This window comes from Acidovorax sp. LjRoot38, assembly GCF_964252975.1.
Classification (GTDB): domain Bacteria; phylum Pseudomonadota; class Gammaproteobacteria; order Burkholderiales; family Burkholderiaceae_C; genus Acidovorax; species Acidovorax facilis.
Map to the genome: position 1 here is coordinate 192,316 of NZ_CAXUPT020000001.1, position 19,822 is coordinate 212,137.

A 19,822-nucleotide genomic window follows, 5' to 3' on the forward strand; every position below is an offset into this window, starting at 1 on the left:
TCAGGTTGAGGCAAGCCGCCGCGCCGCCTCCTGCACCGCCCGGGCCGCATGGCGAGCAGCGTGCTCCCGGGCCCAGGTCAGCACCTCGTGCGCAGGCATGGGCCGTGCAATGCCAAAGCCCTGGGCGCGCTCGCAGCCCAGCTCCAGCAGCTTGGCGCATTGCTCGGCGGTTTCTACGCCCTCGGCCACCACATGCCGGTGGAAGGCGGCGGCCAACGCGACGATGGCGCTCACGAGTGTGAGGTCGTCGCCGTCTTCCAGAATGCCGCGCACGAACGACTGGTCGATCTTGATGGTTTCGGCGGGCAGGCGCTTCAGGTAAGACAGCGAGGAGAAGCCGGTGCCGAAGTCGTCCAGCGCAAAACGCACGCCCAGCGCCTGGCAGCTTTGCATCATGTGGCGCATGTACTGCATGTCTTGCAAGGCTGCAGATTCGAGGATTTCCAGCTCCAGGCGGGTGGGCGACACCTCGGGGCAGGTGTGCAGGATGTCCTTGAGCCGCTCCACAAAATTGGCCCGGTGAAAGTGGGGCGCGGAGATGTTCACGCTCACCTCCCACAGCATGCCGGCGTCCGTCCACTGCCGCATCTGTGCCAGGGCCTGGCGCAGCACCCATTCGCCCACTTCCACCTCCAGCTCGGCATCCTCGATCAGGGGCAGCACATGCTGCGGGCCCAGCAGGCCCTGCTCGGGGTGTTGCCAGCGCAGCAGGGCCTCCAGCCCGAGGATTTCGCCGGTGCGCAGGTTCACCTTGGGCTGGTAGTGCAGCACCAGCTCGCCCGCGTGCAGCGCCTGGGCCACGCGGGTCTGGCGCGTGTGCTGGGTCTGCACGGCGTGGTCCAGCTGCACGTCGAACACATGCATCTGGTTGCGGCCGAAGCCCTTGGCCTGGCACATGGCCTGGTCGGCGTGGCGCAGCAGGGTGTCGGGGTTGGCGTCGTCTTGCGGAAACACGGCCACGCCCACACTCACGGTGGTGTGCAGCACGCGGTCGTCGATGGCGTAGGGGGCGGCCAGCTGCTGCATGAGCACGTCCACACGCGCCTGGATGGCGGGTACGTCGGGCAGCTCGCCCAGCAGCAGCACAAACTCATCGCCCCCCATGCGCGCCACGGCGTCCTGCGGCGTGATGAAGGCGCCCAGGCGCCGCGCGGTTTCCTTGAGCAGACGGTCGCCCACGCGGTTGCCGTGGGCGTCGTTCACGGTCTGGAAATGGTCCAGGTCGAGCATGCACACCGCCAGCAGCAGCCCTTTTTGCCGTGCCACGAAGATGGCATGGGTCAGCCGCTCGGCCAGGGCGGCGCGGTTGTACAACCCGGTGAGCGGATCGTGCCGTGCGTGCCATGAAATCTGGTGGCGCAGGTTGCGGGTTTCGGTCACGTCGCGGAACACCAGCACGCAGCCTGCGGCCGTGCCATCGCCCTGGCGGATCGCTGACGCGGTGTACTCGATGGCGTAGCGTTCGCCTGAGCGGTGGATCAGCACCTCGTGCGTGACCGGCTGCAGGGCGCCGGGCACGGTGTCCCGCTCGGCCGCAGAACTGGCGTTGCGGCTGGCAAGCTCTTCATACAGGCGAAACACGTCGTCCAGCTGCCGCCCCAGCGCCTGGTCGGCGGTGAAGCCGGTCATGAGCTGTGCGGCCTCGTTGATGGTTTCGATGCAGCCCGAGGGGTCGGTGGTGATCACCCCGTCGCCGATGGAGGCAAGCGTGACCTCGGCGCGTTCCTTCTCGGCGCGCAGGGCCTCCTGGGCGCGTTTGCGTTCGGTCACATCCACCAGGGTGCCAATGGTGCCGGCCAGCGTGCCCCGGGTGGTGGTGAATGGGGCCTCGTAGTAGGCCATGTCCCTTGGGGGCTGGTGGTTGGCGGGGTGCACGCGGATCTCGTTGTCCTGTGCCTGGGCGATCTGGGTGGAGCGCTCAGGCGACAGCTCCTGGGGATACGGGGGTGTCGAGGCCTGAGCGCTGCCAGCACCGGCAGGGGCATGAAAAAGCCGCTGCCATGCGCAGTTGACTTCGAGGGTGACACCCTTCGCATCCCGCACGAAAACCGGCAGGGGCAGGGCGTCGATCAGCTGGCGTGTGAAGTGCAGTTGTTCGCTTTGCTGCTGCTGGGTTTCGCGCAGCGACAGCACCAGCGACTGGACCTTGCCCGCCATGTCATTGAAGGTGGCCGCCATGGCGCGCGATTCGAGCGTGCCCGTCACCTCCATGCGCGTGTCCAGGCGGCCCTGGCGGAACGCATCGGTGGCTTCTGCCAGGCGGCGCAGCATGCGGGCATTGGCCCGCAGCAGCAGGGTGAGCAGCAGCAGGATGGTGAAAATGTTGAGGGCCGAGATGCGCAACTGCACCACCACCGTGCTCCAGACCTGGCCGACGAGGGGGGCCGCCTGCAGCGTCACCGTCAGGCGCCCGGAGGCCCCGCCGCTGGACAACGCCTGGCTGAACTGCTGCGAGGGCGGTGCAATGTTGACCCATTGGGCAAACCAGTCTGGCGCGGTGGCGGGCAGGCGGGGCGCCCGGGCTTCGGTGGCGGGCTCGTTGTCCACCTGCCATTTCAGCGAATGGATGCCCGGCCCGAAGCTGGCAATCCCTTCGCTGAGCAGCGTGGCCTGGGCCTGGCGGTCCGAGGCGGGCAGGGTCGCCAGCGACGGCAGCAGCGCATCCCCAGCACGGCGCAGTTCGGTGGCGGCATGGCGGCGCACCTCGTCGGTTTCTGTGGCCACCAGGTAGTGGTAGCGCACCGTGCTGACCAGCACGATGATCAGCACGATAGGCACATACAGCCGGGGATAGGTGCCCCGCAGGAGCCAGGTGCTGAGATTTCCGGTGCGCATCGACAGTGGCCCTCCCCCCAGGGCCTGATCAAAGTCTCCGGGCAGCGCCAGAACGACATTGAACTGGCTCTCCACCAGGGTAATGAATTGTTAATTAATTGTTGACGAGTCGGAGTCTAGCGCGTAGTGAATCGCGTGAGATGGGTTTGGACAGCGCAATCCCGCAGGAGCGGTCACGGCAGGAAGGCTTCTATGTGCGTTGGAGGCGGCGGCGCGCCAGGCGCTGTGGCGCCGCCGCAGGGAGATCACCAATACGCTTTGGGCAGGCTCTTACAGCGACTGCGCCAGCATGTCGCGGTATTCCTCGGGCGTGGCAATGCGCGGGTTGGTCTTGTGGCAGTGGTCGGCCATGGCGCCCTTGATGATGTCGTCGAACAGGGCTTCGGTCACCCCCATGGCCGCCAGGCCCGTGGGCAGGCCCAGGCGGGCGTTCATGTCGCGGATGGCTTCGGGGATGTCGCCCGCGCTGGCCAGGCCCATGGCGTGTGCCATGCGTTCCAGGCGCTTTTCCTTTTGCACCGATTCGGCCGAAGCGTTAAAGCGCACCACGGCGGGCAGGAACATGGCGTTGAGCGTGCCGTGGTGCAGGCGCGGGTTCACGCCGCCCAGGCTGTGGCTGAGTGAGTGCACCGCGCCCAGGCCCTTCTGGAAGGCCATGGCGCCCTGCATGCTGGCGCTCATCATGTGCAGGCGCGCGTCGCGGTCGCTGCCGTTTTTGGTGGCCTGCTCGATGTTCGCCCAGCCGCGTGTGAGGCCGTCCAGCGCAATGCCGTCAGCGGGTGGGTTGAACGCGGCGGACATGAAGGTTTCCATGCAGTGTGCAATCGCATCCATGCCCGTAGCGGCAGTGAGCATGGGGGGCAGGCCCAGCGTGAGTTCGGGGTCGCAGATGGCCGTCTTGGGCACCAGATTCCACGAGTGAAAGCCAAGCTTGCGGTGGTCGTCCACGATGATGATGGCGCCGCGTGCCACCTCGCTGCCCGTGCCGCTGGTGGTGGGCACGGCAATCAGCGGCGCAGCGCGGTCGGTGATGCGCGGGGAGCCGCCTTCGATGGTGGCGTAGTGGGTGAGGGGGCCTTCGTGCGTGGCGGCAATCGCGATGCCCTTGGCGCAGTCGATGGCCGAGCCGCCACCCACGGCAATCAGGCCGTCGCAGCCTTGCGCCTTGTACATCTCTACTGCAGCGCGCACGGCGGCTTCGGTGGGGTTGGACGGGGTCTGGTCAAACACGGCCACCGTCATATCTGGCAGCGCATCGAGCGCCTTTTGCAGCACGCCTGCGGCCTTCACGCCAGGGTCTGTCACGATCAGAGGGCGGGTGATGCCCACACGCTCGCACTCTTGTTTCAGCAGCTTGACGGCGCCGAATTCAAACTGGATCTGGGTGACGTAGTAGATGAAAGCCATGGTGCAACAGGGTGTGTGAATGGGAGTGCCAGCGATTACGATAGCTCGCCAGCCCTTGAAACGAGTTCTGAGCTCACTTTATAAGGAGGAGACACGCGTGAAAACGAAGCAAACCCTGATGGCGGCCCTGGTAGCCGTCGCATCTGTGACAAGCGCCCAGGCCCAGTGCCTGACCGATGCGCAGGCCGCCGACCTGGTGGCCAACTATGTGGCCAAGACCCCGGCCGCCAACCCCGAGAACCTCACTGACGCCGACGGCGCCTGTACACGCGGCAAGGTCAACGCATTGCTGGCACAGCGCATGGGCAAGGTGATTGGCTACAAGGCGGGCCTGACCAACCCCGCTGTGCAAAAGCGCTTCAACACCGACAAACCCGTTTGGGGCAAGCTCTACGAAGGCATGGTGCTGCCCAGTGGCGCCACGGTGGATGCGGCCTTCGGTGCCCGCCCACTGTACGAGGCCGACATGCTGGTGCGCGTGAAAAGCGCCGCCATCAACCAGGCCAAGACCCCCATGGACGTGCTGGATGCCGTGGACCAGATCATCCCGTTCATGGAATTGCCCGACCTGATGGTGCAGGCGCCGCCCAAGCTCAATGGCGCAGGCGTGACGGCCATCAACGTGGGCGCGCGCCTGGGCGTGGCGGGTACACCCATTGCTGTGCCAGCCTATCGCGGCGAGCGTTTTGCCATGCTGAAGGCGCTGGCCGACATGAACGTGTCGCTGACCGATGGCGCGGGCGCGCGCCTGGGCGGTGGCAAGGGCAGCGACATCCTGGAGCATCCGCTCAATGCCGTGGTGTGGCTGGCGGGCGCGTTGGCGCAAGAAGGCCTGGCCATGCAGCCGGGCGATCTGATCAGCCTGGGCTCATTCTCGCCCCTGCTGCCACCCAAGGCCGGTTTGTCGGTGACGGCCACCTACGATGGCCTGCCCGGCGCCGCACCGGTGCGCGTGACCTTCAAGTAAGCCACCGATGAGCGGCCCGCCGCCGTGCGGGCCGTTTTGTTTTTTTGCCGAGACCCCAACCGTTGACCGACCTGCACATCCACCACACCCGTCTCACCCCCCAGATGCGCAGCGTTCTCGAACGCATGGCCCGCGCGGGGCACCCACCGCTGCACACGCGCACGCCGCAGGAGGCACGCATCGCTTACCAGGCGGGCGCGGATGTGCTGGAGGTGCCCAAGGCCGCACTGGCGCGGGTGGAGGACCTGCAGATCCCGGCCCGCGACGGCGCCATGCTGCCCGCACGGCTGTACGCGCCCAGCACCGACAAGGGCTTGCCCGTGCTGCTGTACACGCACGGCGGCGGCTTCACCATTGGCAACATCGCCACGCACGACATTCTGTGCCGCGAGCTGGCGCGTCTGGCGGGTTGCATGGTGGTGTCGCTGGACTACCGGCTGGCGCCGGAGCACCGCTTTCCCACGGCCAGCAACGATGCGTGGGATGCGCTGCAGTGGCTGGCTGCCAACGCCGAGCGCCTGGGTGCCGACCCGCAGCGCCTGGCCGTTGGGGGCGACAGCGCGGGGGGCACGCTGGCCGCGGTCAACGCCATTCTGGCGCGCGATGCGGGCCTGCCGCTGGCGCTGCAACTGCTGATCTACCCGGGCTGCGCCGCCCATCAAGACACGCCATCTCACGCGCTGTTCGCGCGCGGCCTGGTGCTGGAAGAGCCTGCCATCAGCTGGTTCTTCGGCAACTACGTGCAAAGCCGCGCCGAGCGCGAAGACTGGCGCTTTGCCCCGCTGCATGCGCCGGATGTCGATGGTGTGGCCCCCGCCTGGATCGGTCTGGCGGAGTGTGACCCGCTGGTGGATGAAGGCATTGAGTACGCCGACAAATTGCGCCTGGCCGGTGTGCCCGTAGATCTGGACATCTACCGGGGCGTGACCCACGAATTCATCAAGATGGGCCGCGCCATCCCCGAGGCGCGCAAGGCCCATGCCGACGCAGCCCGGGCGCTGCGATTGGCCTTTGGAATGGAGTGAAGACAACATGCAACGCAACGAATTCCGCTGTTTCCACCGCCTGCGCGTGCGCTGGGCCGAGGTGGACATGCAAAAGATCGTGTTCAACGCGCACTACCTCATGTACATCGACACGGCCATGAGCGACTACTGGCGCGCGCTGGGTTTGCCTTACGAGGCGAGCATGCATGTACTGGGCGGTGAGATGTATGTGAAGAAGGCCACGGTGGAATACCACGCCTCTGCGCGGCTCGATGACACGCTGGATGTGGGCCTGCGCTGCACGCGCATCGGCAACTCATCCTGCCTGTTCACGGCGGGCATTTTCTGTGGCGACCGGTTGCTGATCTCGGCCGAACTGGTCTATGTGTTTGCCGACCCGGCCACGCAGACCTCGCGCCCGGTGCCACCCGCGCTGCGCGCCATCTTCGAGGGCTTTGAGGCCGGTGCCGACATGGCCGAGGTGCGCACGGGCGACTGGAACACGCTGGGCCGCGATGCAGGCCGTGTGCGCACGGAGGTGTTTGTGCACGAGCAGGGCATTCCCGCCGAAATCGAAGCCGATGTGCACGACATCTCGGCCCGCCATGCCGTGCTCTACAACCGGCTGGGAATGCCCATTGCTGCAGGCCGCTTGCTGCAGCAGTCACCGGGTGTGGGCCGCATCGGCCGCATGGCCGTGGACCGCTCGGTGCGTGGTGCGCAGTGGGGGCGGCAGTTGCTGGATGCGCTGGCCGCCGCCGCCCGCGCCCGGGGCGACACGGAGGTGCAATTGCACGCCCAGCGCAGCGCTGAGGGGTTTTACCGCCGCGCCGGTTTCTCCGCGGTGGGTGAGCCTTACGAAGAGGCTGGCATCGCGCACATTGCGATGGCGCAGCGGCTGTAGTTGATTTTGATATTAATAAATGAGCTGCTTGCGCTTGATGGATAGGCGCTGGAGCCCATTTTTATTCAAATATCTTCGAGCAGCGCGTAGGGCAGCGGCCGCAGGGCCAACGCTACGCCGTCCGTGGCACCCACCTGCAGGCTGCCTTCCTGCGCGGCGCTGATCTGCAGCGACACGATGGTGTCGAATCCGCCGCTCGGCGCAGAAGCCACCTGCACCACGGTGCCGCAGGGCTGTTCCAGGTCTGCCGTGTTGAACACTTCGGCTCCCACTGCTACTTCGGCCGCCGCATGGGCGATGTAGGCCCGGCGCTTGAGCGTGCCCCGGAACTGGCTGCGCGCCACCACTTCCTGGCCGGGGTAGCAGCCCTTCTTGAAGTTCACGCCACCCACGGATTCATAGTTCAGCATCTGGGGCACAAAGGCCTCGACCACGGGCGTGGTCAGGGTTGCCACGCCGCTCTTCACCTCGCTCCAGAGCCACAGCGCGGCTTCCAGCGCGGGGCCTGCGGGGGCCGGGTCAACGGCCGGGGCCACCCACAGGGCCCGGGGCTGGCCATCGGCGGGGTACAGGTGGACCACCGACGCGGTGCCGATATCGGCCTTGGTCCAGGCGGGCTGGCTGCCGTCGGGCACGGTGTCTCCGGCCAGACCGTACAGGGCAAAGTCGTTGGTGGCGTCGGTCAGCTTGGCCTTGGCGCGCAATACAAACATCGACAGGCGCTTGAGCGTGGGGGGCAGCAGGTCGCGGCTGCACACCAGCAGCACCTCGGTAGCGCTGCGCTTGAAGCCGATGAAGCTGGCCTGCATGCGGCCCTTGGCCGACAAAAAGGCTGCGAGGCGGGCCTGGTCCATGCCCAGCAGGGCGAAATCCTGGGTGAGCTGGCCGTGCAGAAACTTGGCGGCGTCTTCGCCTTCCACGCGAATCACGCCCAGGTGGGACAGGGGGGCAATGCCGTTCAGGGGGTAAGTCATCGCTGAATTATGATGCCCTGTTTCATACACACAGACGGCAGGGTTGTGCGACGTTTACTGGCTTTGATCGCGTTGGTTTTGATCGCATCCGGTGGTGCGGCTTTTTGGTGGCTGCACCAGCCGCTGGTGACCGGCAGCGAGCCTCTGGAGCTGGCCATCGAGCCCGGCACCACACCCCGGGGCGTCGCCCGCGATGTGGTGGCTGCTGGCGCGCGCGTGGATGCCCGCATGCTCTACGCCTGGTTCCGCTTATCGGGGCAGGACCGTGCCATCAAGGCCGGCAACTATGAAATCCCCCCTGGCACCACGCCCCGCAGCCTGCTGCAAAAGCTGGTGCGCGGCGAAGAGAGCCTGCGCGCCATCACCCTGGTCGAGGGCTGGAACTGGCGCCAGGTGCGCCAGGCGCTGGCCAAGGAAGACCAACTCAAGCGCGATGTCGCCACGCTGACCGACGAAGCGCTGATGGCCCAACTGGGCCGCCCCGGTGTGCCACCCGAGGGGCGCTTCTTTCCGGACACCTACACCTACGCCAAAGGCTCCAGCGACATCGCTGTGTTGCGCCGGGCGATGCATGCCATGGACCGCCGCCTCGAAGCCGCCTGGGCGCAACGCGCGGCGGACACACCCCTCAAGTCGGCCGAAGAGGCCCTGATTCTGGCCAGCATCGTGGAGAAGGAAACGGGCAGGGCCAGCGACCGGGGCCAGATTGCGGGCGTGTTTGCCAACCGGCTGCGCGTGGGCATGCTGCTGCAGACCGACCCCACGGTGATCTACGGCCTGGGCGAGAAGTTTGATGGCAACCTGCGCCGCCGCGACCTGCAGACGGACACGCCCTGGAACACCTACACCCGCGCAGGCCTGCCGCCCACTCCGATTGCCATGCCCGGCAAGGCGTCGCTGCTGGCCGCCGTGCAGCCGGACGCCACGCGCGCCCTGTACTTTGTGGCCAAGGGCGATGGCGCCAGCCACTTCAGCACGTCGCTGGAGGAGCACAACCGTGCCGTCAACCGCTACCAACGCGGCCAGCAGTAGATTCTTCCACCAAGGTTTTCATGTCACGACCCGGTCTGTTCATCACCTTTGAAGGCATCGACGGTGCGGGCAAGTCCTCGCACATCGAGGGGCTGGCCACTGCCTTTCGGGCACAGGGCCGTGCTGTCACCGTCAGCCGCGAGCCAGGCGGCACGCCGCTGGCCGAAAAACTGCGCGAGATGGTCCTCAACGACCCGATGGATGCGCTCACCGAGTCGCTGCTGATCTTTGCGGCCCGCCGGGACCACCTGCGCAATGTGATCGAGCCCGCCCTGGCGCGGGGCGACGTGGTGCTGTGCGACCGCTTCACCGATGCCACCTTTGCCTACCAGGGCGCGGGGCGCGGCTTTGATCTTGATGTGCTAGCAATATTGGAGCGTCTTGCGCAGACTGGACTTGCGCCAGAGGCAGATTTGATGCGTGAACCCGATCTTACGGTGTGGTTTGACCTGGCGCCGGAAGTGGCTGCAGAACGCCTGGCCGGTGCGCGTGTGCCCGACCGTTTCGAGGCCCAGCCTGTGGAGTTCTTCCGCCGCGTTGCCCAGGGCTATGCCGACCGCGCCGCTGCAGCGCCGCAGCGCTTTGCGCGCCTTGACGCGGCCCAAGACCGCCACCGCGTTTGGCAGCAGCTCACCAGCGTGTTTGTGCGCAAGGGGTGGCTGGCGATCATGGTGGCGTCCCAGGGGGGGGCGCAATGAGCGAGGCCACAGTGGCATTGGCGCCGTGGATTGCCGCGCAGCGCGCCAGCCTGCTGGCCCAGCGCGGCCACGCGTGGTTGTTGCAGGGGCCGTCGGGCCTGGGCCAGTACGCCTTGGGGTTGGAGCTGGTGCGGGCCTGGCTGTGCGATGCGCCCACAGAGCAGGGCGCGTGCGGCCAATGCAGCAGTTGCCACGCCATCGACGTGCGCACCCACGCCGATCTGTGTGTGCTGATGCCCGAGGTGCAGATGATGGCGCTGGGCTGGCCCTTGTCGGAAAAGGCCCAGGCGGACATCGACGACAAGAAGCGCAAGCCCAGCCGCGAGATCCGCGTGGAAGCCATGCGCGATGCGGTGGAGTTCTCGCAGCGCACCTCGGCGCGCGGCAAAGGCAAGGCGGTGCTGGTGTACCCGGCCGAGCAGATGAACCACATCACGGCCAATGCCTTGCTCAAGACCCTGGAGGAGCCGCCGGGTGACGTGCGCTTTGTACTCGCTAGCGAGGCGGCGCACCAATTGCTGCCCACCATTCGCAGCCGCTGCCTGGGCCACACCATGGTCTGGCCCGCACAGGACCAGATGCTGCAGTGGCTGCAAGGGCAGGGCATCGCTGCGGGTGCCGCTGTGTCTTTTTTGCGGGCCGCAGGCGGGCGGCCCGACGATGCGTTGGCACTGGCGCGCTCGGGCCGAAGTCCACAAGCCTGGTCGGCCTTGCCGCAGGCGGTGGCCAAGGGCGATGTGACTGCCTTGGGAGACTGGTCGCCCGCGCAGGTGATCGACGCACTGCAAAAACTCTGCCATGACCTGCTGGCGGCCAGCGTAGGCGGCGCGCCGCGCTACTTTGCACCCGCAGACCTGCCCAAGACGGTGCCGCCGTTGGGAGCTCTGACCCGCTGGTCGCGCGCACTGGCCAAGGCTGCACGCACGGCGGACCATCCTTTCAATGCTGGCCTCATGCTGGAGGCGCTTGTCGCCCAGGCGCGAAACACCCTACACTCCAAGCACTGAGCCGCACCCATCCATCCATGAGCAGTCCATCCACCGCCCCTCGCCCCAGCGTCATGCAGCTGGCCATCAAGGAAAAGGGGGCCCTGTACGCGGCCTACATTCCCTTTTTTGCCGAAGGGGGCATTTTTGTCCCCACCCAGCGGGACTACAAGCTGGGCGATGATGTCTATGTGCTGCTCACGCTGCCGGACGACACGCAGCGCTATCCGGTGGCGGGGCGCGTGGCATGGGTCACGCCAGCACGGGCTGCGGGCAACCGCACCCAGGGCGTGGGCATCCAGTTTCCCAAGGACGAAAAGTCGCGCCAGCTGAAGGCCAAGATTGAGGAGCTGCTGGGCACATCCCTGGGGTCCGACCGGCCCACCCAGACCATCTGAGTTTGGCGCCGCCACCGTGCCGACCTGCGCAGGCTGGTCGGCATTTTTTATGGGCGCCCACGACGAGGGAGCGGATGGCGTATCTTTACTCCAGAGCGCTGCGCCGCCTTTGACGGCCCGCGTTGCGCCCCAGAAACGACTAATTTGAAACCGCATGTTCACTGATTCGCACTGCCATCTCAATTTTCCGGAACTGGTGAGCCAGCTGCCCGCCATCCGCCAGGCCATGGCCGAGGCACAGGTCACCCGGGCTCTTTGCATCTGCACCACGCTGGAAGAATTCGACGGGGTACATGCCCTGGCCATGGCGCACGACAACTTCTGGAGCACGGTGGGGGTGCACCCCGACAACGAAGGCATTGCCGAGCCATCGGTGCAGGACCTGCTGGACCGTGCCGCCCTGCCGCGCGTAGTGGCCATTGGCGAAACGGGGCTCGACTACTACGGCATGGAAGACCGCAAGGGCGGGCGCAGCATTGCCGATCTGGAGTGGCAGCGCGACCGTTTTCGCAACCATATCCGTGCGGCCCGGGTGTGCGAAAAGCCCTTGGTCATCCATACGCGCAGCGCGTCGGACGACACCCTCGCCATCCTGCGCGAAGAGGGCGAGGACGGCCCCGGAAACCGTGCAGGCGGTGTCTTCCACTGCTTTACCGAGTCGATGCAGGTGGCGCGTGCGGCGCTGGATCTGGGCTACTACATTTCCTTCTCGGGCATCGTGACCTTTAAGAGCGCCCAGGAGCTGCGCGACGTGGTGGCCTTTGTGCCGCTGGACCGCACGCTGATCGAAACCGACAGCCCCTATCTGGCGCCCGTGCCGTATCGCGGCAAGACCAACAATCCCTCGTATGTGCCTTATGTGGCCCGGCAGGTGGCCGAGACCAAGGGGCTGACGCTGGAGGAAGTGGCCGACGCCACCAGCCGCAACTTCGACATTCTGTTCAAGGGAGTGACCGCATGATTTGCCATCGCCGCAATGCGCTGGCCACCCTGGCGCTGGGGCTTGCCGCCCCCGGCATCTGGGCCGGAGCCTATGAGGATTTTTTTGTCGCCATCCTGCGTGATGACGATGCTGCCATTGCGGCGCTGTTGCGCAGGGGTTTTGATCCCAATACGCGCGACCCGAAAGGGCAGGTGGGCCTGACCATCGCTTTACAGAATGGGTCGTCCAAAGCGTTTGCAGCCTTGCTGGCATCCAGCCAGGTGAACGTGGAGGCCCGCAATGCGCAGGACGAAAGTCCCTTGATGATGGCGGCCCTCAAGGGCAATCTGGAAGCCGTAAAGGCGCTGCTGGCACGCGATGCGGATGTGAACAAGACAGGCTGGGCGCCCTTGCACTATGCGGCCTCTGCAGGTTCGCGCCAGCATGTAGCCATCATCGCGTTGCTGCTGGAAAACCACGCTTACATCGATGCCACATCACCCAACGGCACCACGCCCCTCATGATGGCGGCGCAATACGGTTCCAACGAGGCCGTTCAGCTGCTGCTGGATGAGGGCGCGGACCCCACGCTCAAGAACCAGCTGGGGCTCACGGCCGCCGACTTTGCCTTGCGGGTGAGTCGTACCGAATCCGCCGACAAAATCGCCGCAGCCATCCGCAAGCGCCAGCCCAACCGGGGCCGGTGGTAGACGTAGCGCTGGGATCGGCCGTTGTCGCGCGCCGGTTAGCACGCAATAGCACGCAATAGCGTGTTCAGTGCAATGCGGCAGTTTCGCCTGAGGCAGGCCGGGCCTGCAGGCGTGCGTACAGTCCGCCCATCGCCATCAGCTCAGCGTGTGTGCCTTGTTCGGCAATGCGCCCACGCTCCATGACGATGACCCGGTTGGCATGCTCGATGGTGGACAGGCGGTGCGCAATGACCAAGGTGGTACGTCCCTGCATCAGGCGCTGCAGGGCGTCCTGTACCAGCCGTTCGGATTCGGTGTCCAGCGCCGAGGTGGCTTCGTCCAGGATCAGGATGGGGGCGTCCTTGTACAGCGCTCGCGCAATCGCCAGCCGCTGGCGCTGCCCCCCCGACAACTGCGTGGCGTTGTGACCCACCACCGTGTGCATGCCCTGGGGGAGTGCTGCCACGTGTTCGGCCAGGTTGGCGGCCGCCAGGCACGCCTGCACGCGTGCTTCATCCACCGCGTGCCCCAGTGCCACGTTGGCCGCAATGGTGTCGTTGAACATCACCACGTCTTGGCTCACCATGGCGAATTGCGAGCGCAGCGATCCGAGGTCCCACTCTGGCAACGGGGTCTCGTCGACCAGTATTTCACCCGAAGCGGGCGTCACAAACCGTGGCAACAGGTTGACCAGCGTGGTCTTGCCTGCCCCGGAGGGGCCGACCAGGGCGACGATTTCGCCAGGCTCCACGCGCAAGCTGATGTGGTCCAGTGCAGGGGCGTGGTCAGGGCCAAATGACACCGTGACCTGCTTGAGTTCCAGCGCCCCCTGGGCGCGGTCCTTGCGGAACTGGCCGCCCGCTTCGGCTCCGGTGTCTCCCAGCAGTGCCAGCCCCCGCTCCAGGGCGGCAACACCCCGCGTGATCGGGCTGGCGACATCGGCAAGGCGGCGTATGGGCGCAATAAGCATCAGCATGGCCGTGATGAATGACACGAAGCCGCCGACGGTGACATCCTTGGCGTCCACGGTGCCACGGCTCTGCCACAGGGCAATGCAGATCACTACGGAGAGCGCCGCAGCGGCGAGTAGCTGCGTCAGCGGCGTCATGGCTGCGGAGGCGATGGTGGACTTGATCGCCAGGCGTCGCAGGCTCTGGCTCAAGGCGGCGAAGCGCCCGGCCTGGCCAGGCTGCGCGCCATGCAGCCGGACCATGCGGTGGGCCAGCACGTTTTCTTCCACCACATAGGCGAGTTCGTCGGTGGCCTGCTGGCTGCTTTTGGTCAGGTGGTAAAGGCGCCGGGACAAGGTCTTCATGATCCACGCCACGCCCGGCACGACCACGGCGACGATCAGCGTGAGCTGCCAGTTGAGGTACAGCAGGTACACCAGCAGCGCCACCAGTGTGAATCCGTCGCGCGACACCCCTAGCAGTGCCTGTACGAGCAGGGTTGCGCCGGTTTGCACCTCGTACACCACGGTGTTGGACAGCGTGCTGGCCGACTGGCGCGAGAACAGGCCCATTTCGGCAGCCAGCACCCTGTCAAACAGCGACTGGCGCAGCGTCAGCATGCCTTCGTTGGCAATGCGTGCCAGTGCGTACTGGCCGACGAACTGGGCAACGCCCCGCACAAAAAACACGCCCAGGATGGCCAGTGGCACCATCCACAGTTGGAGGGTGCCTTGCGTGAAGCCCCGGTCCAGCAGGGGCTGCAGCAATGCGGGAATCAGCGGCTCGGTGATCGCGCCGACGAGGGTGGCAACAACGGCAAGGCTCCAGGCCATTCGCTGGTTGCCAAAGTAGACAGACAGTCGGCGCAGGCGTGTGGCCAGGCTTGCAGCGGGCGGGGAGGGAGTGTTGGGAGGCGCGGCGCCCGTATCTGTGGCTTGCATGTGGCCCGGATTCTACGGTTGTGGGCGGTCAAGGTGCCGGTGAGATATTTCTGCGCAGCAGGTTGTGGACTGCAAGAAATCGGTGCGAATAGGTTTGGAGGTCGCACGTTTTGTCACAGGGGTTTCCCCGCTGTGTGTAACATTCGGGTTTGCCTTTCGGCATTTGTTCGGCCACCGCTGGATGCCAATGACCACAGATCGAATCCCAACACACCCATCCCCTGCGGCCTTGCCGCATCCCTTGCGCCGCCACATGCTGGCTGCGCTGATCTCGACCCCCGCACTGCCCGCCCTCGCGCAATTTCGCGTCGAGGTCACGGGTGTTGGTTTGACCCAGTTGCCCATCGCAATTGCGCCGTTCCGGGGCGAGGCGCAGTCTCCCCAGAAAATATCGGCCATCGTCCAGGCCGACCTGGAGCGCAGCGGACAGTTCCGCGCGGTAGACGCCTCCGGCGCGGTGCTGGACGAAACCGCGCGCCCGGATGTCGCACTGTGGCGCCAGAAGAGTGCGGACTCCCTGGCTACTGGCAGTGTGACGCGCCTGGCAGATGGGCGTTTCGATGTGCGCTTTCGCCTTTGGGATGTGGTGAAGGGGCAGGACCTTGGTGGCCAAAGCTTTGTGGTCACCCAAGGCGATCTGCGCCTGGTGTCGCACCGCATTGCGGATTTCATCTATGAAAAGCTGACGGGCGAGCGCGGCATTTTCTCGACGCGTATCGCCTATGTCACCAAGACAGGCTCCCGGTACAGCCTGTGGGTGGCAGACGCTGACGGAGAGAATGCCCAATCGGCACTGTCGAGCCCGGAGCCCATCATTTCCCCTGCATGGTCGCCCAGCGGGGGGCAACTGGCCTATGTGTCGTTTGAATCGCGCAAGCCGGTGGTCTATGTGCATGATGTGGCCTCCGGCCGCAGGCGTCTGATTGCCAATTTCCGGGGGTCCAACAGTGCCCCTGCCTGGGCTCCGGATGGTCGATCCCTCGCCGTGACGCTCAGCCGTGACGGGGGTTCTCAGCTCTACACCATCGACGCCAACGGTGGCGAGCCGCGCCGCCTCATGCAAAGCGCTGGCATCGACACGGAGCCCATGTTCTCCGGTGACGGCCGCAGCATCTACTTTGTCAGCGACCGTGGTGGTGCGCCGCAGATCTACAAGGTCTCCACATCTGGCGGCAACGCGGAACGTGTGACGTTTACCGGCAGCTACAACATCTCCCCCAGCGTCAGCCCCGATGGCCGCTGGCTGGCCTACATCTCCCGTGTCGGTGGGGCTTTCAAACTGCACGTGATGGACCTGTCCTCGGGCACTGTGAATGCGGTCACCGACACAACGGCAGATGAGAACCCCAGCTTTGCCCCCAATAGCCGCCTTATCGTTTATGCCACCCAGCAGCAAGGGCGTGAAGCGCTCATGACCACCACGCTGGACGGCAAGATCAAGGCCCGGCTCGCGGGGCAGGCGGGCGATATCCGTGAGCCCGATTGGGGCCCGTTTCAAAAGCAATGAACTTATCAGCACTTTCAAGTATCAAGTTTTCAGGAGAATTTTGGATGATCAAACGTTTTACCCTTGCCCTTACCGTTGTCGCCCTCGTTGCCGGATGCAGCTCTGGCGTGAAGCTGGACGATGTGCCGGTCGAAGACAAGAACGCCACGTCTACCATGGGTGGTAATACTGGCGCCAACTCTGGCAATACCGCGCAGAGCGGTGTTGCTGGTGTGGACCTCGGCCAGTCGGGCCGCGATGCTGCAGGCCCAGTGGGCGTGAGCCGTATCGTTTATTTTGATTACGACAGCTACGTGATCAAGCCCGAATTTCAGTCGCTGATCGAGGCGCACTCTCGTTTCATCAAGGCCGGCACCAATCGCAAGCTGATGATTGAAGGCCACACGGACGACCGAGGTGGTCGTGAGTACAACCTGGCGCTCGGCCAGAAGCGCGCCGAGGCAGTGCGCCGTTCGCTGGCTCTGCTCGGCGTGCAGGACAGCCAGATGGAAGCTGTGAGCTTTGGCAAGGAAAAACCAGCAGCCCAAGGCAATTCTGAAGACGCGCACGCCCAAAATCGCCGGGCTGAACTGTCCTATCGTTGATGCGCACGATTTCTTTGTCCTACCCGCTCAAGGCGCTGGCGGCAGTGATGCTGTCCGTGGCCTTGCTGCCCACGGGCCATGCCGCAATTTTTGAGGATGGCGAAGCCCGCCGCGCCATTCTCGAAATGCGGCAGCGCGTGGATGGCATGCAGCTGTCTCAGCAACGGTCCGCAGAGGAAGTGCGCAGGCTCAGTGAAGAGAACGCCCAGCTGCGGCGCAGTCTGCTGGATCTGCAAGGTCAGATTGACACGCTGCGCACGGAGCAGTCCACACTTCGCGGCCAGAACGAACAGCTGTTGCGTGATGCTGCCGATTTGCAGCGGCGCCAGAAAGACATCGCCCAGGGGGTAGACGAGCGCCTGCGTCAGTTTGAACCTGTCAAGGTGACCTTGGACGGCCAGGAGTTCCAGGCAGATCCTGCTGAGAAAAAGGACTTTGAAGCCGCACTGGCCGTGTTTCGTTCAGGCAAGTTCCCAGAAGCTGGGGCAGCATTTGCAGCCTTTGTGCGGCAGTATCCGCGCAGCGGTTTTGTACCGTCTGCGCGTTTCTGGCTTGGGAATGCCCAATACGCTACCCGGGACTATAAGGAAGCCATTGGTAATTTCAAGCTGATGCTGTCTGATGCCCCGGCTCATGCGCGGGCGCCAGAGGCGGCTTTGTCCATTGCCAACTGCCAGATTGAACTCAAAGACACGCGAACTGCCCGCAAGACCCTGGAAGACCTTGTGCGCGCCTACCCGCAGTCCGAGGCGGCTGTGGCGGCCAAAGAGCGCCTTTCCCGATTGAAGTAATGGTCGGCGAAGCGCCTTTGCAAGCCCCGGCAGGGAATGTTGAAGATGCATCGCTGGAGCGTCGCTTTGGCGGACTGGAACGGCTGTACGGCGTACAAGGCGCTCGGCGTATCCGCCGGGCGCATGTGGTGGTGGTGGGTGTTGGAGGGGTGGGCTCGTGGGCCGCTGAAGCCTTGGCGCGCAGTGGGGTAGGGCAGATCACGTTGATTGACCTCGACCACGTGTCTGAGTCGAACATCAATCGCCAAATCCATGCGCTTACCGATACCGTCGGCCAGGCCAAGGTTCTTGCAATGCGCGATCGGATTGCGCAAATACACCCTCAATGCAGCGTCCACTGCGTGGAGGAATTCGTGGATGCAGACAATTGGCCTGGTTTGCTTCCGGAGTCCGTTGATGCGGTGATTGATGCGTGTGATCAGGTGCAAGCCAAAACGACCATCGCGGCCTGGGCTCAGGCCCAGAAGGCTCTGCATATCACGGTCGGGGCGGCTGGCGGTAAGCGCCATGCGCACAAAGTGGATGTGGATGATCTTGCTTTGACGACCCACGATCCTCTGCTGGCGCAACTGCGCTATCGCTTGCGCAAGCACCATCGGGCGGCCCGTGATGGCAAAAAAATCGGAGTGACCTGCGTCTTCAGCAGAGAAGCCGTGGCGCCTCCCGATGCGTCCTGCAATGTGGATGGCGATGGTTCTCTGAACTGCCATGGATACGGTTCGGTCGTTGCGGTGACGGCGACTTTTGGTCAGTGCGCTGCAGGGTGGGTGTTGGACAAACTTGCCGCAACTTCCAAAAACACTGCAAAAACGACGCTATAATCCAAGGCTTTGCAGCAGTCAGTCATGATTGATTGCAACCGGTTGGGACGTTAGCTCAGTTGGTAGAGCAGCGGACTTTTAATCCGTTGGTCACAAGTTCGAATCTTGTACGTCCTACCACCCGAATCCAGGCGCCAGTCTTTTGGCGTAAACAAAGGCCTCCTTGCGGAGGCCTTTGTTTTTTTGTGATCCGAACGTTCGATGCAGTGCCATGTTATTCATGGCCCCGATTGTTGTATCACTCCATTTTGCTACGCGGATTCAGTGCTGGCGCTGGGTGAAAACAGGTCCCAGCTCGCAATGAAAAGCGCCGCAATAACTGGTCCTATCACGAAGCCCGTCAACCCAAAGAGCGCCATGCCTCCCAGGGTGGATATCAGCACAACGTAGTCTGGCATCTTGGTGTCCTTGCCCACCAAAATCGGACGCAGGACATTGTCAACGAGGCCTATAACGCCAACGCCAAACGCGGTCAGAACCACACCTTGCCAGACCGCACCCGTGGCCAGGAAGTAGATTGCCACCGGCACCCAGATCAGCCCCGCTCCCACGGCGGGAAGCAGCGACAGGAAGGCCATGGAAACCCCCCACAGCACGGGGCCCTGGATGCCCAGGATCCAGAAAATCAAACCGCCCAGCGCTCCTTGGGAGGCCGCCACGACAATGTTGCCTTTGACCGTGGCGCGAATGACGGTGGTGAACTTGCTGACCAGTTGCCGCTTGTGTGTTTCGTCCAGGGGGGTGGCCTGGCCAATGCGCAAGGCCAGGCTCGATCCGTCCCGCAACAGGAAGAACAGCAGATAGAGCATGATGCCGAAGCTCACGATGAACTGCAGCGTGTTCTGGCCAATGCTCAGTGCCTGTGTGGCCACAAACTGGCTGGCCTGGACGGCGACGGAAGAGAACTTTTGTTGCAGCTCGCCAACGGTCGTGAGATTCAACCGGTCCAACAAATTGGCGGCCCAGGCGGGCAGGGCGGCGATCACCTGCTGTAGGTAGAGCCCAAAATTTAGCTGGCCCGACCGCATCCGTTCATAGATTATCGTGGCTTCCTGGGCCAGGGATACCGTGATCGCTGTCATGGGAAGGATGACCACAATAAGGCACAGTCCCAGAGTACACAGCGCTGCAAGATTGCGCCGCCGGGGCATGCGCCGCAACAGTTTGCGGTGCAGGGGGGCAAACAAGATGGCCAGGATGACGCCCCAGAAGACCGCGCCGTGGAACTGCCAAAGGATGGCTCCAAAGGCGATGGTGACAAGGGCCAGCAGCAGCAAAAAGACTTTGTTCTGGAGGGTGGGTGGCGTCATGAGGGTAGTTGGCAATGAGATACCCGGAATGTACGCGAGCCAGGTTTGTAGCCGCTTGTTGCGCCAGCGTGTCAGCACCGGCCCCACCATTTCCGTAGGGCGGTCGGCCATTCGGTGGCA

General features: G+C 64.5%; 18 protein-coding genes and 1 tRNA gene. 14 read left to right on the top strand and 5 right to left on the bottom strand.

Translation table 11 applies throughout. The features are described from left to right. The gene (locus ACSQ22_RS00885) at positions 1-2,835 is read right to left on the bottom strand and encodes a bifunctional diguanylate cyclase/phosphodiesterase (protein WP_436129123.1); all 2,835 of its coding nucleotides are present in this window, start codon (positions 2,833-2,835) and stop codon (positions 1-3) included. 270 nt (positions 2,836-3,105) lie between these two features. Then, positions 3,106-4,242 (bottom strand): iron-containing alcohol dehydrogenase, encoded by a 1,137-nt coding sequence (locus tag ACSQ22_RS00890; protein ID WP_436129124.1) that lies wholly within the window; start codon positions 4,240-4,242, stop codon positions 3,106-3,108. Positions 4,243-4,339: 97 nt separating this feature from the next. On the opposite strand from ACSQ22_RS00890, the gene ACSQ22_RS00895 reads away from it, so the two are divergent. The 3 genes from ACSQ22_RS00895 (at position 4,340) to ACSQ22_RS00905 (ending at position 7,099) form a co-directional block, all read left to right on the top strand. Further along, positions 4,340-5,209, top strand: a complete 870-nt coding sequence (locus tag ACSQ22_RS00895) for a 2-keto-4-pentenoate hydratase (protein ID WP_436129125.1) — start codon at positions 4,340-4,342, stop codon at positions 5,207-5,209. A gap of 62 nt (positions 5,210-5,271) precedes the next feature. Beyond that, positions 5,272-6,234, top strand: a complete 963-nt coding sequence (locus ACSQ22_RS00900; protein ID WP_436129126.1) for an alpha/beta hydrolase — start codon at positions 5,272-5,274, stop codon at positions 6,232-6,234. A 7-nt stretch (positions 6,235-6,241) separates the two neighbouring features. Next, on the top strand, positions 6,242-7,099 hold the full coding sequence (locus ACSQ22_RS00905; protein WP_436129127.1) for a YbgC/FadM family acyl-CoA thioesterase: 858 nt from the start codon (positions 6,242-6,244) through the stop codon (positions 7,097-7,099). Positions 7,100-7,164: 65 nt separating this feature from the next. On the opposite strand, the gene ygfZ is transcribed toward ACSQ22_RS00905, so the two are convergent. After that, positions 7,165-8,073 carry a CAF17-like 4Fe-4S cluster assembly/insertion protein YgfZ gene (gene ygfZ, locus ACSQ22_RS00910; protein WP_436129128.1) on the bottom strand — a complete coding sequence of 303 codons (909 nt, stop codon included), beginning with the start codon at positions 8,071-8,073 and terminating at the stop codon, positions 7,165-7,167. Between the two features lie 45 nt (positions 8,074-8,118). On the opposite strand from ygfZ, the gene mltG reads away from it, so the two are divergent. The 6 genes from mltG (at position 8,119) to ACSQ22_RS00940 (ending at position 12,819) form a co-directional block, all read left to right on the top strand. Then, complete coding sequence (mltG, locus tag ACSQ22_RS00915) at positions 8,119-9,105, top strand: endolytic transglycosylase MltG (RefSeq protein WP_436129129.1); 987 nt, start codon at positions 8,119-8,121, stop codon at positions 9,103-9,105. Positions 9,106-9,125: 20 nt separating this feature from the next. Next, complete coding sequence (gene tmk, locus ACSQ22_RS00920) at positions 9,126-9,803, top strand: dTMP kinase (protein WP_436129130.1); 678 nt, start codon at positions 9,126-9,128, stop codon at positions 9,801-9,803. Continuing rightward, positions 9,800-10,810 carry a DNA polymerase III subunit delta' gene (locus ACSQ22_RS00925; protein WP_436129131.1) on the top strand — a complete coding sequence of 337 codons (1,011 nt, stop codon included), beginning with the start codon at positions 9,800-9,802 and terminating at the stop codon, positions 10,808-10,810. Before tmk ends, ACSQ22_RS00925 begins: the two co-directional genes overlap by 4 nt. Positions 10,811-10,827: 17 nt before the next feature. Next, complete coding sequence (locus ACSQ22_RS00930) at positions 10,828-11,187, top strand: PilZ domain-containing protein (RefSeq protein WP_010465538.1); 360 nt, start codon at positions 10,828-10,830, stop codon at positions 11,185-11,187. A 154-nt stretch (positions 11,188-11,341) separates the two neighbouring features. After that, positions 11,342-12,148, top strand: a complete 807-nt coding sequence (locus ACSQ22_RS00935; protein ID WP_055393963.1) for a TatD family hydrolase — start codon at positions 11,342-11,344, stop codon at positions 12,146-12,148. Continuing rightward, entirely contained in the window at positions 12,145-12,819 is a 675-nt protein-coding gene (locus ACSQ22_RS00940) for an ankyrin repeat domain-containing protein (RefSeq protein ID WP_055393961.1), read from the top strand. The genes ACSQ22_RS00935 and ACSQ22_RS00940 overlap by 4 nt, the downstream gene beginning before the upstream one ends. 64 nt (positions 12,820-12,883) lie before the next feature. On the opposite strand, the gene msbA is transcribed toward ACSQ22_RS00940, so the two are convergent. Continuing rightward, entirely contained in the window at positions 12,884-14,689 is a 1,806-nt protein-coding gene (gene msbA, locus ACSQ22_RS00945) for a lipid A export permease/ATP-binding protein MsbA (protein WP_436129132.1), read from the bottom strand. A 187-nt stretch (positions 14,690-14,876) separates the two neighbouring features. Between msbA and tolB the strand changes: the two genes are divergently transcribed. The 5 genes from tolB to ACSQ22_RS00970 all read left to right on the top strand — a co-directional run bounded on the left by tolB (position 14,877) and on the right by ACSQ22_RS00970 (position 18,512). After that, positions 14,877-16,196 carry a Tol-Pal system beta propeller repeat protein TolB gene (gene tolB / locus ACSQ22_RS00950; protein ID WP_176886156.1) on the top strand — a complete coding sequence of 440 codons (1,320 nt, stop codon included), beginning with the start codon at positions 14,877-14,879 and terminating at the stop codon, positions 16,194-16,196. A gap of 44 nt (positions 16,197-16,240) precedes the next feature. Next, entirely contained in the window at positions 16,241-16,780 is a 540-nt protein-coding gene (gene pal, locus ACSQ22_RS00955; protein ID WP_055393955.1) for a peptidoglycan-associated lipoprotein Pal, read from the top strand. Beyond that, positions 16,780-17,571, top strand: coding sequence for a tol-pal system protein YbgF (gene ybgF, locus ACSQ22_RS00960; RefSeq protein ID WP_121506181.1), 792 nt, complete (start codon positions 16,780-16,782; stop codon positions 17,569-17,571). The genes pal and ybgF overlap by 1 nt, the downstream gene beginning before the upstream one ends. Continuing rightward, positions 17,571-18,392, top strand: a complete 822-nt coding sequence (locus ACSQ22_RS00965) for a tRNA threonylcarbamoyladenosine dehydratase (protein WP_436129133.1) — start codon at positions 17,571-17,573, stop codon at positions 18,390-18,392. Before ybgF ends, ACSQ22_RS00965 begins: the two co-directional genes overlap by 1 nt. A 44-nt stretch (positions 18,393-18,436) precedes the next feature. Next, positions 18,437-18,512 (top strand) — tRNA-Lys (locus ACSQ22_RS00970). Positions 18,513-18,643: 131 nt separating this feature from the next. On the opposite strand, the gene ACSQ22_RS00975 is transcribed toward ACSQ22_RS00970, so the two are convergent. Next, entirely contained in the window at positions 18,644-19,702 is a 1,059-nt protein-coding gene (locus tag ACSQ22_RS00975; protein WP_055396675.1) for an AI-2E family transporter, read from the bottom strand. Positions 19,703-19,822: the final 120 nt, after the last annotated feature.